Genomic DNA, 17,055 nt, shown 5'->3' with positions numbered 1-17,055 from the left:
CGCGACTACCTCAAGCGCGTCACCGCCGAACTCGTCGCCACCCGGACCCGGCTGCGCACCGCCGAGGAGGCCGCCGAGGCCGCCCGGGAGCCGATCGCCATCGTCGCGATGAGCTGCCGGCTCCCCGGCGGCGCCGACAGCCCCGAGGCGCTCTGGAAGCTCCTGGAGTCCGGCACCGACGCCGTCTCCGCGCTGCCCCGGGACCGGGGCTGGGACCTGGAGGCGCTCTACGACCCGGACCCGGACGCGCACGGCACCAGCTACGCCCGCGAAGGCGGCTTCCTCCACGACTGCGCGGACTTCGACCCGGAGTTCTTCGGGATCTCGCCGCGCGAGGCCCTCGCCATGGACCCGCAGCAGCGGCTCCTCCTCGAAACCTCCTGGGAGGCCCTGGAGCGGGCGGGACTCGGCCTCGACGCCGTGCGCGACAGCCGTACGGGCGTGTACGCGGGCGTGATGTACGACGACTACGGCGCCCGCGTCCCGCACGTCCCCGGCGGCCGGATCCCCGAGGGCCTGGAGGGCTACCTCGTCAACGGCAGCGCCGGCAGCGTCGCCTCCGGCCGGATCTCGTACGCCTTCGGCCTGCGCGGTCCCGCCGTCACCGTCGACACCGCCTGCTCCTCCTCGCTCGTCGCCGTCCACCTGGCCGCGCAGGCCCTGCGCGCCGGGGAGTGCGACCTCGCGCTCGCGGGCGGCGCGACCGTCCTGTCCACGCCGACGATGTTCATCGACTTCTCCCGGCAGCGCGGGCTCGCCGCCGACGGACGCTGCAAGGCGTTCGCCGACGGCGCCGACGGCACCGGCTTCGGCGAGGGCGCCGGCATGCTGCTGCTCCAGCGGCTCTCCGACGCCCGCCGCGAGGGCCGCACGGTCCTGGCCGTCCTCCGGGGCTCCGCCGTCAACCAGGACGGCACCGGGGCGGGCCTCACCGCCCCCAACGGCCCCGCCCAGCAGCGGGTCATCCGGGCCGCCCTCGCCAACGCCCGGCTCACCGCCGACCAGGTCGACGCCGTCGAGGCGCACGGCACCGGCACCCGCCTCGGCGACCCCATCGAGGCGCAGGCCCTGCTCGCCACCTACGGCCGGGGCCGGTCGGCCTCGTCGCCGCTGCTGCTCGGCTCCCTCAAGTCGAACATCGGGCACGCGCAGGCCGCGGCGGGCGTCGCGGGCGTCATCAAGACCGTCCTCGCCCTGCGGCACGGCGCCCTGCCCCGCACCCTCCACGCCGACGTGCCGTCCACGCGGATCGACTGGTCGGCGGGCGCGGTCTCCCTGCTCACCGAGCACACCCCGTGGCCCGAACGGCCGGGCGAGCCCCGCCGGGCGGGCGTCTCCGCGTTCGGCGCCAGCGGCACCAACGCGCACGTCATCCTGGAGGAGGACCGGGTTCCGGCCGAACCGACCGCCACCGGTTCCGCTCCGGCAGATCCCCCTTCGGCCGAGTCCGCCACCGGCCCCGCCCCCGCCGAGCCCGCCCCGGTGGTCCACCCGACCCCCGGCACCCACGCCTGGGCCCTCTCCGCGCGCGACGAGACCGCCCTGCGCGCCCAGGCCCGACGGCTCGCCGACCACCTCACCGCCCCCACCGCCGACCTCACGGGCAACCCGGCCGACACGACCGGACCGACCAACCCGGCCGACACGGCCGGACCGGCCAATACGGCCGACATGACCGGACCGGCCGACACGATCGACACGACCGATACGACCGCCCCGGCGATCGACCCGGCCGCCGTCGCCTCCGTCCTCGCCCACCACCGCACCGCGTTCCCCCAGCGGGCCGTGGTGCTCGGGGCCGACGCCGGGGAGCTGCTGCGCGGGGTCGAGGCCCTGGCCGCCGGGGCGGGTGCCGACCCGGCCCGCGTGGTCACCGGGCGCGCCGCCGCCGGCCGCCGCACCGCCTTCCTCTTCACCGGCCAGGGCAGCCAGCGCCCCGGCACGGGCCGCGGGCTGTACGCGTCCCAGCCGGTGTTCGCCCGCGCCCTCGACGAGATCTGCGCCGCCTTCGCACCGCACCTGGAACGCCCGCTGCGTGAGGTGATGTTCGCCGGGCCCGGCTCGCCCGACGCCGCGCTGCTCGACCGCACCGAGTACACCCAGCCCGCGCTGTTCGCCCTGGAGGCCGCCCTCCACGCCCTCGTCACCTCGCGCGGCCTGCGCCCGGACGTCGTGGCCGGGCACTCCGTCGGCGAGATCACCGCCGCCCACGTCGCGGGCGTGTTCGACCTCGCCGACGCGGCCCGTCTGGTCGCCGCCCGGGGCCGCCTCATGGGCGCGCTGCCCGGCGGCGGAGCCATGGGCGCCGTCGCCGCGAGCGCGGAGGAGGTCGCGCCCCAGCTCGCGGGCCGCGAGGCCGAGATCGACCTCGCCGCCGTCAACGGTCCCGCCGCCGTCGTCGTCGCCGGGGACGACGGCGCCGTCCGCGAACTGGTCGGGTTCTGGAAGAGCCGCGGTCGTGCCGCGAAGCTCCTGAAGGTCAGTCACGCCTTCCACTCGCCGCACATGGACGGCATGTTGACACAGTTCGAAACGATCGCTCGCGGTCTCGAATACCGGCTGCCGAAGATTCCTGTCATGTCGAACCTGACCGGAGAGCTCGCCGCGGGCGACGCGCTGGGCGCGGACCACTGGGTCCGCCACGCGCGCCGGCCCGTGCGGTTCCTCGACGGTCTGCGCGCCCTGCGCGCCGAAGGCGTCGACACCTTCCTCGAACTCGGCCCGGACGCCGTGCTCACCGCGATGACCCGCACCGTCCTCGACGCCGAAACCGAAACCGGCACCGGCACCGGCACCGGCACCGGCACCGACAGTGGCGTCGACGCCGACGGGCCGGACCGGCGCCGGACGGGCCCGGCCCCCGTCACCTTCTCCGTACTGCGCCGGGGCCGCCCCGAGGACACCGCCTTCGCACAGGCCGTGGCCACCGCCCACGTGCACGGCCTGCCCGTGTCCCTCGCCCCCGCGCCGCACCCCGGGACCGGCACCGCGCTGGCCGCCGAACTGCCCACGTACGCCTTCCGGCGCAGCCGTTACTGGCTCGACGCCCCCGCCCCGCAGGCCCCGCTGTCCGCCGCCGGGCTCTCCCCGGCCGGACACCCCCTGCTCGCCGCCGCCGTCGAGCTCCCCGACGCCCGGGGCACCGTCTGGACGGCCGCCCTGTCCACCCGCACCCACCCGTGGACCGCCGAGCACACCCTCGCGGGCCGCCCGGTGCTCCCCGGCACCGCCCTCCTCGAACTCGCCCTGACCGCCGCGGGCGAGGACGGCGTCGCGGAACTCGCCTTCGAGCACCCGCTCGTCCTGCCCGAGGACGCGCCCGTCCGGCTGCGCCTGTGGCAGGGCCCGGCCGCCGCCGACGGCACCCGGCCCGTCGCCGTCCACTCCGCCCCGGCCGGCACCCGGGCCGACGGTCCCGCCGACGACGGCTGGACCCTGCACGCCACCGGCCACACCGGCGGACCCGTCGAAGCGCCCGACCTCACCGGCCTGACCGGCACCTGGCCGCCCGAGGGCGCCGAACCCGTCGCGCTCGACGGGGAGTACGAGCGGTTCGCCGGGGCCGGCATCGGCTACGGCCCCGCCTTCCGGGGCCTGCGCGCCGCCTGGCGGCTCGGCGGGGACGTCTACGCGTACGCCGCCCTGCCCGAGCCCGAGGCCGCCGAGGCCCCCGCGTACGGGATCCACCCCGCCCTCCTCGACGCCGCCCTGCACGCCGTCACCGCCACCCGCGAGGACGCCCACGGGCTCGTCCCCTTCGCCTGGACCGGCGCCGCCCTGCACGCCACGGGCGCCGACGCCCTGCGGATCCGGATCTCCCCGGCCGGCCCCGACGCCGTCGCGGTCACCGCCGCCGACCCCGGGGGCCGGGCCGTCTTCGCCGCCCGCTCCCTCGCCCTGCGCCGGATCTCCGCCGACCGCGTCGCCGCCACGGCCACCGCCGCCTCCGGCACCGCCCCGCTGCTGCGGCCCGTCTGGAACCCCCTCCCGGCCGCCCCCGACACCGCCCCCGGGACGGCCGCCGTCCGGGACGCCGACTGGTACCTCCTGGGCGACCACGACCCGGCCGTGGCCGAGGCCCTGACCGCCTCCGGCGCCCGCGTGCGGCACCACGCCGACCCGACGGACACGGACGGCGTGCGCGGCGGGGACGACAGGCCCGTCCGGGCGCTCGCCGACCTGCGTGGAGCCGGGGACCCGTACGGGGCCGGGGCCCGCGCCCTCGGACTCGTCCAGGCCTGGCTCGCCGCCCCGCACCTCGCCGGAGCCTGCCTCACCCTGCTCACCCACGGCGCCGTCGACTGCGCCGGCCCCGTCACCGACCCGGCGGCCGCCACCGCCTGGGGCCTGGTCCGCTCCGCGCGGACCGAGCACCCCGGCCGCTTCGCCCTCGTCGACCTCGACACCGCCCCGGCCTCCTACGCCGCCCTGCCCGCCGCCCTCACCCGCGACGACGCGCCCGGACAGCTCGCCCTGCGCGACGGCGTCCCGCACGCCCCGGCCGCCGTCCGCGCCACCCCCGCCACCGCGCCCACCGGCCCCCTCCCGCACCCCGACGGCACCGTCCTCGTCACCGGCGGCACCGGCGGCCTCGGCTCCGCCGTCGCCCGCCACCTGGTCCACCGGCACGGCGCACGGCACCTGCTCCTCACCAGCCGGCGCGGCCCGGACGCCCCCGAGGCGGCCCGCCTCACCGCCGAACTCACCGAGGCGGGCGCCACCGTCCGCGTCGCCGCCTGCGACGCCGCCGACCGCGAGGCCCTCGGCGCGCTCCTCGCCGGCCTGCCCGCCGCCCACCCCCTCACCGCCGTGTTCCACACCGCGGGCGTACTCGACGACGGTCTGGTCGCCGACCAGAGCGCCGACCGCCTCGCCGCCGTCCTGCGGCCCAAGGCCGACGCCGTCCGCGTCCTGCACGACCTCACCCGCGACCACGCCCTCGACGCGTTCGTGCTCTTCTCCTCCGCCGCCGGACTCCTCGGCAGCGCCGGACAGTCCACCTACGCCGCCGCCAACGCCCACCTGGACGCCTTCGCCTCCTGGCGGCGCTCCCGGGGACTGCCCGCCCTCTCCCTCGCCTGGGGTCCCTGGGCCGGCGAGGGCATGGCCGGCGCGCTCTCCGGGGCCGACGCCGCCCGGCTGCGCCGCGGCGGACTCGTCCCCCTCCCGCACCCCGAGGCCCTCGCCCTCCTCGACGCGGCACTCGCCCGCGAGGAACCGGTCCTGCTGCCCCTGCGCGTCGACCCCGCCGCGGCCCGCGACGCCGGCAGCGCCCTGCCCGAGGTCCTGCGCGGCCTCGCCGGACCCCCGGCCCGCCGCCAGGCCGCGCGCACCGCGCGACCGGCCGCCGGGAGCACGGACGCCGAGCGGCCCGCCGGGTTCGCCGACCGGGTCGCGGACCTGCCCCGGGCCGAACGCGCCGCGCTCCTCCTCGATCTCGTACGCACCGAGGTCGCTGCCGTGCTCGGCCACGCCGGACCGGCCGAGATCGCTCCGGGCCGCAGCTTCAAGGAAGCCGGCTTCGACTCGCTCACCGCCGTGGAGCTGCGCAACCGGCTCACGGAGGCCACCGGGCTGCGGCTGACCGCGACCCTGGTCTTCGACCACCCGACGCCGCTGGCCCTCGCCGAACACCTCGACGGGGAACTGCCGGGCGCCGAGGCCTCCGTACTCGCCCTGCTGGACCGGCTCGCCGAGGCCGCGAACCGGGCCGGACACGGCCTGCCCGGCCTCGGCGAAGAGGCCCGGCGGGCCGTCGCCGACCGCCTCGGAGCACTGCTCGCCGACCTCGGCACCACCGCCGCGGACCCGGCCGGGCGCACCCCGGATCGGTCCGCACCCACCCCGGATCCGGACGCCCCGGACACCGGCGACGTCACCGAACTACTCCATTCCGCCTCCGACGACGAGCTGTTCCAGCTGTTCGACAGTGGCTTCCGCACCGCCTGAAGTCCCGGCACCGACACCTCCAGGGGAGAGCTGTGTCCGCTAACGACACCCACAACGACGCCACCGGCAACGAGGGCAGGCTCCGCGACTACCTGCGCCGTGCCATGACCGAGCTGCACGAGACCCGAGAAAAGCTGCGCGCGGTCGAGGAGCGCGGCAGCGAACCCATCGCGATCGTGGGGATGGCGTGCCGTTTCCCGGGTGGGGTGGGTTCTCCGGAGGGGTTGTGGGAGTTGGTGGCGTCGGGGGCGGACGCGGTGTCGCCGTTCCCGGGGGACCGTGGCTGGGACGTGGAGTCGCTGTTCGACCCGGAGCCGGGCACTCCCGGTCGTTCGTACGTGCGTGAGGGCGGTTTCCTCCACGGCGCGGGCGAGTTCGACGCCGGCTTCTTCGGCATCTCGCCGCGTGAGGCGGTGGCGATGGATCCGCAGCAGCGTCTTCTCCTGGAGACGTCCTGGGAGGCGTTGGAGCGGGCGGGGGTTCCGGCCGACTCGCTCAAGGGCTCCCGCACCGGCGTCTTCGTCGGATCGATGTACCACGACTACGGCACCGACCGGGCCGCCACCGACGAGGACGCGGGCGGCTACGGCGGCACCGGCACCTCCGGCAGCGTCGTCTCCGGCCGCATCTCCTACGCGCTGGGCCTGGAGGGTCCGGCGGTCACGGTCGACACGGCCTGCTCCTCCTCCCTGGTCGCCCTCCACCTCGCCGCCCAGTCGCTGCGCTCCGGCGAGTGCGACCTCGCCCTCGCGGGCGGCGTCACCGTCATGGCCACGCCCGGCACCTTCGTGGAGTTCTCGCAGCAGCGGGGTCTGGCGTCGGACGGTCGGTGCAAGGCGTTCGCGGAGGGTGCGGACGGCACGGGCTGGGCCGAGGGCGTGGGCGTGCTGCTGGTGGAGCGGTTGTCGGACGCGGTGGCCAAGGGCCATCGTGTGCTGGCGGTGGTGCGGGGTTCGGCGGTGAATCAGGACGGTGCGAGCAACGGTCTGACGGCGCCGAACGGTCCTTCGCAGCAGCGGGTGATCCGGGCCGCGCTGGAGTCCGCCGGTCTGGGCACCGCCGATGTGGACGCGGTCGAGGCGCACGGCACGGGGACGAGGCTGGGCGACCCGATCGAGGCGCAGGCGCTGCTGGCGACCTATGGCCGACGGCCGGCGGAGCAGCCGTTGTGGCTGGGCTCGCTGAAGTCGAACATCGGGCACGCGCAGGCCGCCGCCGGAGTCGGCGGCGTCATCAAAATGGTGATGGCCATGCGGGAGGGCGTCCTGCCCAAGACCCTGCACGTCGACGCCCCGTCCTCACAGGTCGACTGGGAGGCCGGCGCGGTCTCCCTCCTCACCGAGTCGCGCGCGTGGCCGGAGACCGGGCGTCCGCGCCGCGCGGGCGTCTCCTCCTTCGGCGTCAGCGGAACCAACGCCCACGTCATCCTGGAACAGGCCCCCGCACCGGAGACGACGGAGGAGCCCGCGACCCGCGAACTCCCCGTCGTCCCCCTGGTGGTGTCCGCGAAGTCGGCGACCGCCCTGGAAGCACAGTCCGCCCGGCTGCGGGCCCGCACGGAGACCGACCCGGGCCTGCGCCCGCTCGACGTGGCCCTCAGCCTCGCCACCGGCCGCTCGCACCTGGACCACCGCTCCGTCTCCCTCGGCGACCTGACGATCGAGGGCACGACCGGGGACCACGGCCGCCGGGTGCTGGTGTTCCCGGGTCAGGGGACGCAGTGGGTGGGGATGGGCGCGGGTCTGCTGGAGGCCTCGCCGGTGTTCGCCGCGCGGCTGCGGGAGTGCGCCGACGCTTTGGCGCCGTTCGTGGACTTCGACGCGGTCGAGGTCGTACGGGAAGGCCACTCGCTGGACCGTGTCGATGTGGTGCAGCCGGTGACGTGGGCCGTCATGGTCTCGCTGGCCGAGCTGTGGCGCTCGCTCGGGGTCGTACCGGATGCTGTGGTGGGTCACTCGCAGGGTGAGATCGCCGCCGCAGCCGTCTCGGGAGCCCTGTCCTTGCAGGACGCGGCCCGTGTCGTGGCCCTGCGCGCCGGGGTCATCGGCCGTGAGCTGGCGGGCCTGGGCGGCATGGCGTCGATCCCGCTGCCGCGCGTCCAGGTCGAAGAACGCCTCGCTTCCGACGAGTGGGCCGGTCGTCTGAGCGTGGCGGCCGTCAACGGGCCCTCCAGCACGGTGGTGGCCGGTGACGCCGACGCCATCGTGGAGATCGTCGCCGCATATCAGGCCGAGGATGTCCGCGCCCGTCAGGTCCCGGTCGACTACGCCTCCCACTCCGCCCACGTCGAGCGGATCGAGGCCGAACTCCTCAACGTCCTGGGACCGATCCAGCCGCGTCGCTCCGAGATCCCCTTCTACTCCACCGTGACCGGCGAACCGGCCGACACCACCACGCTCGACGCCTCCTACTGGTACCGCAACCTCCGCCAGACCGTCCGCTTCGAAGACACCGTCCGGCTGCTGCTCGACCGGGGCTTCGGCACCTTCGTCGAGTCCAGCGCCCACCCCGTCCTCGGCATCGGCATCCACGAGACCGCCGAAGCCGCCGGGCTCGACGTGCTCGCCGGCGGTTCCCTCCGGCGCGACGAGGGCGGTCTCGAACGGTTCCTGACCTCTGCCGCCGAGCTGTTCGTCCGCGGCGTCGACATCGACTGGGCCACCCTCTTCGAGGGCACCGGCGCCCGGACCGTCGACCTGCCCACGTACGCCTTCCAGCACGAGCGCCACTGGCTGGAGAGGACGGCCGCCCCGGTGGCCGCCACCGCCGTCGAGGCCTCCGGGCCCGAGGCCTGGCGCTACCGCACCGCCTGGAAGGGCCTGAGCGCCGTGGACCCCGCCGCCCGGCTCTCCGGGCGCTGGCTGCTCGTCCTGCCCGAGGCGCTGACCGGTTCCGAGGCCGCCGAGGCCGCCCGGCGGGCCCTGGCCGACCGGGGCGCCGTCGTCGAGCCGTTCGCCGTGAACCCGGCCGCCGCCGACCGGTCCCTGCTGCGGGCCCGGCTCGCCGAGTCCGCCGGCCGGGCCGGGGCCGAGCCGCTCACCGGCGTCCTGTCCCTCCTGGCCCTCGCGGAGGGCGCGCACCCCGACCACCCGGCCGTCCCGCTCGGCCTGGCCAGCACCCTCGCCCTCGCCCAGGGCGCCGCCGACGCCGGGACCGAGGCCCGGCTGTGGGCCGTCACCTTCGGTGCCGCCGCCGTGGCCCCGGCCGAGACCCCGTCCCCCGCGCAGGCCCAGATCTGGGGCCTCGGGCGGGTCGCCGCCCTCGAACTCCCCGCCCGCTGGGGCGGACTCGCGGACCTGCCGGCCACGGCCGACGCCCGCTCCTTCCAGCAGCTCGCCGGGGTCCTCGCCGCCCCCGGCACCGACGACCAGGTCGCCGTCCGCGGCTCCGGCACGTACGGCCGCCGCCTGGTCCGGGCGCCCGCCGCGCCCGCCGCCGCCGTGGCCCGCCCGCGCGGCACCGTCCTCGTCGTCGGCGACGTCGCCGCCGTGGCCGGGCCCCTCTCCCGCCGCCTGCTCTCCGGCGGCGCCGAGCGGGTCGTCCTCGCCGGGATCACCGGCACCCTCCAGGAGGAGACCGCCGACCGCACCACCGTCGTGCCCTGCGCGCTCGACGACCGGGAGGAGCTGCGCGCCCTCCTCGCCGAGCACGCCCCGACCGCCGTCTACGTCGCCCCGCCGACGGCCCCCCTCACCCCCCTGACCGAGACCACGATGGAGGGCTTCGCCGCCGCCGTCGAGGCCAAGACCGACCTGGCCACCCGCCTCGACGGCCTGCTGGCGGACGCGGAGCTCGACGCGTTCGTCGTCTTCTCCTCCGTCGCCGGCGTGTGGGGCGGCGCGGGCCAGGGCGGCTACGCGGCCGGCACGGCGTACCTCGACGCCCTCGCCGAGGGGCGCCGGAGCCGCGGGCTGCCCGCCACCTCCGTCGCCTGGACGCCCTGGCAGGACGTCGCCGCCGGGCCCGCCGCCGAGCAGCTCTTCCGCACCGGCCTGTCCTTCCTCGACCCGGAGCGCGCCCTCGACGTGCTCGACGGGATCGTCGGCCGGGGCGAGACCGGCGTCGCCGTCGCCGACATCGACTGGGAGCGCTTCGAGCCCGCGTACACCGCGGCCCGGTCCTCGGCGCTCCTCGACGAACTCCCCGCCGTCCGGCGGCTCCGGGCCGCCGAGCGGGCCGCCGCGGACGAGCGGGACACCAGCGGGACCGGCCTCGCGGCCGTCCTGCGCGACAAGACCGGCGAGGAGCGGCGGCGCGAGCTGGTGCGCCTGGTGCGCACGCACGTCGCCGCCGTCCTCGGCCACGCCTCCGGCGACGGCATCGCCGCCGACCGGCCCTTCAAGGAGCTGGGCTTCAACTCGGTCACCGCGGTCGAGCTGCGCAACCGGCTGCGGGAGGCCACCGGCCTGGCCCTGGCCCCCTCGCTCGTCTTCGACCACCCCACCACCGCGGCCGTCGCCCGCCACCTCGGCGACCTGGCCAGCGGGGAGCGGGAGCCCGACACCGCCGCCCCGTTCGCCACCGCGCCCGCCGGCGGCGACGGCGAGCCCATCGCCATCGTCTCCATGGCCTGCCGCTTCCCCGGCGGCGTCAACACGCCCGACGAGCTGTGGCAGCTCGTGACCCACGGCGGCGACGCCATCACCACCTTCCCCACCAACCGGGGCTGGGACCTCGACGGCCTCTACGACCCGGACCCCGAGGCGCAGGGCCGCACCTACGTCCGCGAGGGCGGGTTCCTCCACGAGGCCCCCGACTTCGACCCGGAGTTCTTCGGGATCTCGCCGCGCGAGGCCCTCGCCATGGACCCGCAGCAACGGCTCCTCCTGGAGACCTCCTGGGAGGCCTGCGAGCGCGCCGGATTCGACCCGAACGTGCTGCGCGGCACCCGCACCGGCGTCTTCGTCGGCACCAACGGCCAGCACTACATGCCGCTGCTTCAGAACGGCGAGGAGGACTTCGACGGCTACCTCGGCACCGGCAACTCCGCCAGCGTCATGTCCGGCCGCCTCTCGTACGTCTTCGGCCTCGAAGGCCCGGCCGTCACCGTCGACACCGCCTGCTCGGCCTCCCTCGTCGCCCTGCACCTGGCCGTCCAGTCGCTGCGCCGCGGCGAGTGCGGCATGGCCCTGGTCGGCGGCGCCACCGTCATGTCCACCCCGGAGATGCTGGTCGAGTTCTCCCGCCAGCGCGTCATGTCCCCCTCCGGGCGCTCCCGCGCCTTCGCGGCCGGCGCCGACGGCGTCGCCCTCGGCGAGGGCGCCGGCATGCTCCTCGTCGAGCGCCTCTCCGACGCCGAGCGCAACGGGCACCCGGTGCTCGCCGTCATCCGCGGCTCGGCCGTCAACCAGGACGGCGCCAGCAACGGCCTCACCGCCCCCAACGGCCCCTCCCAGCAGCGCGTCATCCGCCAGGCCCTCGCCGACGCCGGACTGCGCCCCGAGGACGTCGACGCCGTCGAGGCGCACGGCACCGGCACCGAACTCGGCGACCCCATCGAGGCCCAGGCCGTCCTGGCCACCTACGGCGGGTCCCGGTCCGCCGACGACCCGCTGTGGCTCGGCTCGGTCAAGTCCAACATCGGCCACACCCAGGCCGCCGCCGGCGTCGCCGGCGTCATCAAGATGGTCCTCGCCCTGCGCGGCAATACCCTGCCCCGCACCCTCCACGTGGACGAGCCGACGCCCCGGGTCGACTGGACCGCGGGCGCGGTGTCCCTGCTCACCGACGACGTGCCCTGGCCCGAGCGCGCCACCCCGCGCCGCGCCGCCGTGTCCGCCTTCGGCATCAGCGGCACCAACGCCCACGTCATCGTCGAGGAGGCGCCGCGCTCCGACGCCGCCGCCGACCCCGCCGACGACGCCGCGCAGGACGGCGGCGAGAGCGGCAACTGGTGGGACGAGGTCACCGTCCCGCTGCTGTTCTCGGCCCGCTCCGAGTCGGCCCTCCGCGCCCAGGCCGCCCGGCTGCGCGCCGGGCTCGCCGAGCACCCCGGCATGCACCCGGCCGACGCCGGCTACACCCTGATGACGGCCCGCGCCCGCTTCGAGCACCGGGCCGCCGTCATCGGCGAGAGCCGCGAGGAACTCCTCGACGCCCTCAACTCCCTCGCCCAGGACCGGCCGCACCTGGCCGTCCTGCGCGGCACCGCAGGACCCGGCGACCGCATCGCGTTCGTCTTCCCCGGCCAGGGCTCCCAGTGGCCCGCCATGGCCGAGGGGCTGCTCGACCGCTCGCCCGCCTTCCGCGAGTCCGCGCGGGCCTGCGACGCCGCCCTCCGCGCCTACCTCGACTGGTCCGTCATGGACGTGCTGCGGCAGGTGCCCGGCGCCCCGTCGCTCAGCCGCGTCGACGTCGTCCAGCCCGTGCTGTTCACGATGATGGTGTCGCTGGCCGAGGCCTGGCGGGCCATCGGCGTCCACCCCGACGCCGTCGTCGGCCACTCCCAGGGCGAGATCGCCGCCGCGTACGTCTCCGGCGGCCTCTCCCTCGACGACGCCGCCCGGATCGTGGCCCTGCGCAGCCAGGCCTGGCTGACCCTGGCCGGCAAGGGCGGCATGCTCGCCGTGTCCCTGCCCGCCGGACAGATCCGGGCCCGCCTGGAGCGGTTCGGCGACCGGCTGTCCGTCGCCGCCGTCAACAGCCCCGGCACCGCCGCCGTCGCCGGCGACCCCGAGGCCCTGCGCGACCTCCTGGAGGAGCTGACCGCCGAGGGCATCCACGCCCGCGCCATCCCCGGCGTCGACACCGCCGGGCACTCCGCCCAGGTCGACGCCCTCGAGGACCACCTCATGGAGGTCCTCGACCCGGTCTCCCCGCGCACCGGGCAGATCCCCTTCTACTCCACCGTCACCGGCGGACTCCTCGACACCGCCGCCCTCGACAGCGCGTACTGGTACCGGAACATGCGCGAGCCCGTCGAGTTCGAGCGGGCCACCCGCTCCCTGATCGCCGACGGCTACGAGGTCTTCCTGGAGCCCAGCCCGCACCCGATGCTCGCCACCTCCCTCCAGGAGACCGTCGCCGACGTCGGCGGCCGGGCCGCCGTCCTCGGCACCCTGCGCCGCGAGAAGGGCGGTGCCCGCTGGTTCGGCGCCGCGCTCGGCATGGCGCACATCAACGGCGTCGAGATCGACGCCGACGCCCTCTTCGGCACCGACTCCCGCCGCGTCGACCTGCCCACGTACCCCTTCCAGCGCGAGCGGTACTGGTACCACGCGCCCGCCCGGCGCGGCGACGCCGCCGGCATCGGCATCCGCGAGGCCGGCCACCCGCTGCTCGGCGGCGGCGTCGAACTCCCCGAGTCCGGCGCGGTCGCCTATACCGCCCGGCTCGGCTCCGACACCCAGCCGTGGCTGGCCGACCACGCCCTCATGGGCACGGCCCTGCTGCCCGGCGCCGCCCTCGTCGACCTCGCCCTGTGGGCCGGCCGCCAGCACGGCTGCGGCCGCCTCGACGAGCTGATCCTCCAGGCCCCCGTGGTCCTGCCCGACAACGGCGCCGTCGAGCTGAGCCTGCTCGTCACCGCAGCCGCCGAGGACGGCAGGCGCACCCTCACCGTCCACTCCCGCGAGGCCGGCGCCGACCCCGGCACCCCGTGGCGCCGCCACGCCGAGGCCGTCGTCGCCCCCACCGGGGACGCGCCCGCCCCCGCCGGCCCGGCCGTCTGGCCCCCGGCCGCCGCCCGGCCCGCCGCCGACGCCGACCCCGAGGCCTTCTACGAGCGGTTCACCGCCCGCGGCTACGACTACGGCCCGCTCTTCCGCGGCTTCGGCACCGGCTGGACCGAGGGCGCCACCGTCCACGCCGAGGTCGCCCTCCCGCCGCAGGCCGGCGACGCCACCGCCGGCTTCGGCCTGCACCCGGCGCTCCTCGACGCCGCCCTCCAGGCCATGAGCCTCGGCTCGTTCTTCCCCGAGGACGGCAGGGCCCGCATGCCGTTCGCCGTCCGGGGCGTCCGCCTCCACACCGAGGGCGCCGCCCGGCTGCGCGTCAGCGTCTCCCCGGCCGGCGCCGAGGCGGTCCGCCTGCTGTGCACCGACGAATCCGGCCGGCCCGTCCTCTCCGTCGACGAACTCGTCGTGCGGACCGTCTCCGACGAGCAGCTCGCCGCCGGCCCCGAGGGCCGCGCCAAGCGCAACGGCGCCCTGTACGAGGTCGACTGGCAGCAGCTCCCCGCCGCCCGGGCCCTGCCCGTGCGCCGGATCGCCGTCGTCGGCGAGGACCACGCCAAGGTCGCCTCCGCCCTGGAGACCACCGGCACCTCCTGCGACTGGTACCCCGGCCCGGCCGAGCTGTTCGAGGCCGCCGCCGCCGGACAGGCGCCGGACACCGTCGTCGTCTCCTTCCCGCACCTGCCCCGCCCCGACGCGGCGTCCGCGCACGCCACCGCCCACCGGGCCCTGGACCTCGCCCAGACCTGGCTGGAGCACGGCGGCGCCCTCACCGGCACCACCCTCGTCCTGGTCACCCGCGGCGCCGTCGCCGCGGGCGCCGACGACGACCTCGGCGACCCCTCCGCCGCCACCGTCTGGGGCCTGATCCGCTCCGCCCAGTCCGAGGAGCCCGGCCGCTTCGCGCTCCTCGACGTCGACACGGACTCCGTCAACGGCACCGCCCTGGCCGCCGCCCTCGCCTGCGGTGAACCCCAGGCCGCCGTCCGCGGCACCGCCGTCCGCGTCCCCCGGCTCGCCAGGACCGGCGCCGACCGCGGCGACGTCCTCGTGCCGCCCGCCGACACCGCCGCCTGGCGGCTCACCACCAGTGGCACCGGCACCATGGAGGGCCTGCGCCTGGCCGAGGCGCCCGACGCCCTGGGCGAGCTCCGCGACGGCCAGGTGCGGATCTCCGTCCGCGCCGCCGGCCTCAACTTCCGCGACACCCTCATCGCCCTCGGCATGTACCCCGGCGAGGGCGTCATGGGCGCCGAGGGCGCCGGCGTCGTCACCGAGGTCGGGCCCGGCGTCACCGGACTCGCCCCCGGCGACCGCGTCTTCGGCATGTGGACCGGCGGCTTCGGCCCGTACGCGATCGCCGACCACCGCATGGTCGCCCCGATCCCCTCCGGCTGGACCTACGCCGAGGCCGCGTCCGTGCCCGCCGTGTTCCTCACCGCCCAGTACGCCCTGACCCGCCTCGCCGGGGCGAAGCCCGGCCAGAGCGTCCTGATCCACGCGGCCGCCGGCGGCGTCGGCATGGCCGCCCTCCAGCTCGCCCGCCACCACGGACTGACCGTGTACGCCACGGCCAGCACCGGCAAGTGGGACACCCTGCGCCGCCTCGGCCTCGGCGACGGGGCGATCTCCAACTCCCGCACCGTGCAGTTCGCCGACGAGTTCCTCGCCGAGACCGGCGGCAGGGGCGTGGACATCGTCCTCAACTCCCTCGCCGGCGAGTTCGTCGACGCCGGCCTGCGGCTCCTCCCCGGCGGCGGCCACTTCCTGGAGCTCGGCAAGGCCGACGTCCGCGACCCGGAGCAGGTCGCCGCCGACCACCCCGGCACCCGCTACCGGGCCTTCGACCTGGTGCAGGCCGGACCGGACACCGTCGGCGAGATGCTGCGCGAACTGCTCGTCCTCTTCGAGGCCGGCATCCTCGCACCCCTGCCGCTGACCACCCACGAGATACGGCACGCCCGCGAGGCGTTCCGCACCCTCAGCCAGGCCCGCCACACCGGCAAGCTCGTCCTCACCCTGCCGCCGTCCTTCGGACCGTACGGCACCGTCCTGGTCACCGGCGGCACCGGCACCCTCGGCAGCGCCGTCGCCCGCCACCTGGTCGCCGAGCACGGCGTCCGCCACCTCGTCCTCGCCGGCCGCCAGGGCCCCGACGCCGACGGCGCACCCGAACTCGCCGCCGAACTGACCGCCCTGGGCGCCGAGGTCGCCGTACGGGCCTGCGACGCGGCCGACCGCGAACAGCTCGCCGCGCTCCTCGCCGACGTCCCGGCGGAACAGCCGCTGACCGCCGTCGTCCACACCGCCGGCGTCCTCGCCGACGGCACCCTGCCCACCCTCACCCCCGAGGGCCTGGACACCGTCCTGCGCCCCAAGGTCGACGCCGTGCTCAACCTGCACGAACTGACCCGCGACCTCGACCTGTCCGCCTTCGTCCTCTACTCCTCCTCGTCGGCCCTCTTCGGCAGCCCCGGCCAGGGCGGCTACGCGGCCGCCAATGCCTTCCTCGACGCCTTCGCCGGCCACCGCCGCTCCCTCGGCCTGCCCGCCGTGTCCCTCGCCTGGGGCCTGTGGTCCAGCAGCAGCCGCATGGCCGGACACCTCGACCAGAGCGGCATGCACCGACGGCTCGCCCGGGGCGGCGTCATGCCCCTCACCGACGCCGAGGGCCTCGCCCTCTTCGACGCCGCCCAGGCCGTCGACAGCCCCCTCCAGGTCCCCATCCGGCTCAACCACGCGGCCCTGCGCGCCGCCGGACCCGTCCCCGCCTTCCTCAGCTCCCTCGTCGGCGGCACGGAGCACCGGGCCGACCGGCGCGCCCGGGACGGCTCCGCCGACACCCTCGCCGACCGGCTCGCCGGCCTCGCCCCCGAGGACCGCGAGGAACTGGTCCTGGAGACCGTGCGGATCCACGCCGCGGCCGTCCTCGGCCACGGCGGACCGGAGGGCATCGTCGTCGACCGGGCGTTCAAGGAGCTCGGGTTCGACTCCCTCACCGCCGTCGAGATGCGCAACCGGCTGGCCGCGGCCACCGGACTGCGCCTCGCGGCCACCCTGGTCTTCGACCATCCCACCCCGGCGGCCCTCGCCGCGCACCTGCACCGCGAACTGGCACCGGAGGGGACCGCGCCCGCGGCCGCCCCGGCCCCGGACGCGCGCGGCACCTCCGTCATGGCGGAACTCGACCGCCTGGAGGCCCTGTTCGGCGCCCTCGCCGGACGGGCCGCCGACGGCACCGCCGGCCCCGACGAAACGGCGCACAAGGAGATCGCCAACCGGCTCGCGGCCCTCACCGGCCTCTGGGGCGGCATCGGCGGCGGACCCGCCGGCCCGCGCCCCGCGGACACCGGGGCCGAATCGGTGGCCGAGTCCATCGAGGACGCCGACGACGACGAGATCTTCGCATTCATCGACGAGCGGTTCTGAACCG

1 protein-coding gene and 1 pseudogene are annotated in these 17,055 nt (G+C 76.8%); both read left to right on the top strand.

The window, feature by feature from the left end:
* Positions 1–24 precede the first annotated feature (24 nt).
* Positions 25–5,949: pseudogene (locus ACIQKA_RS25040) on the top strand (SDR family NAD(P)-dependent oxidoreductase); the annotation flags it as partial.
* A gap of 32 nt (positions 5,950–5,981) precedes the next feature.
* Positions 5,982–17,051, top strand: coding sequence for an SDR family NAD(P)-dependent oxidoreductase (locus tag ACIQKA_RS25035; protein WP_402542447.1), 11,070 nt, complete (start codon positions 5,982–5,984; stop codon positions 17,049–17,051).
* Positions 17,052–17,055 lie beyond the last annotated feature (4 nt).

The organism is Streptomyces sp. NPDC092045 (assembly GCF_044756005.1).
Taxonomy (GTDB): domain Bacteria; phylum Actinomycetota; class Actinomycetes; order Streptomycetales; family Streptomycetaceae; genus Streptomyces.
The sequence above is the reverse complement of the archived record's forward strand: the minus strand, read 5'-3'. Positions and strand labels throughout refer to the sequence as shown.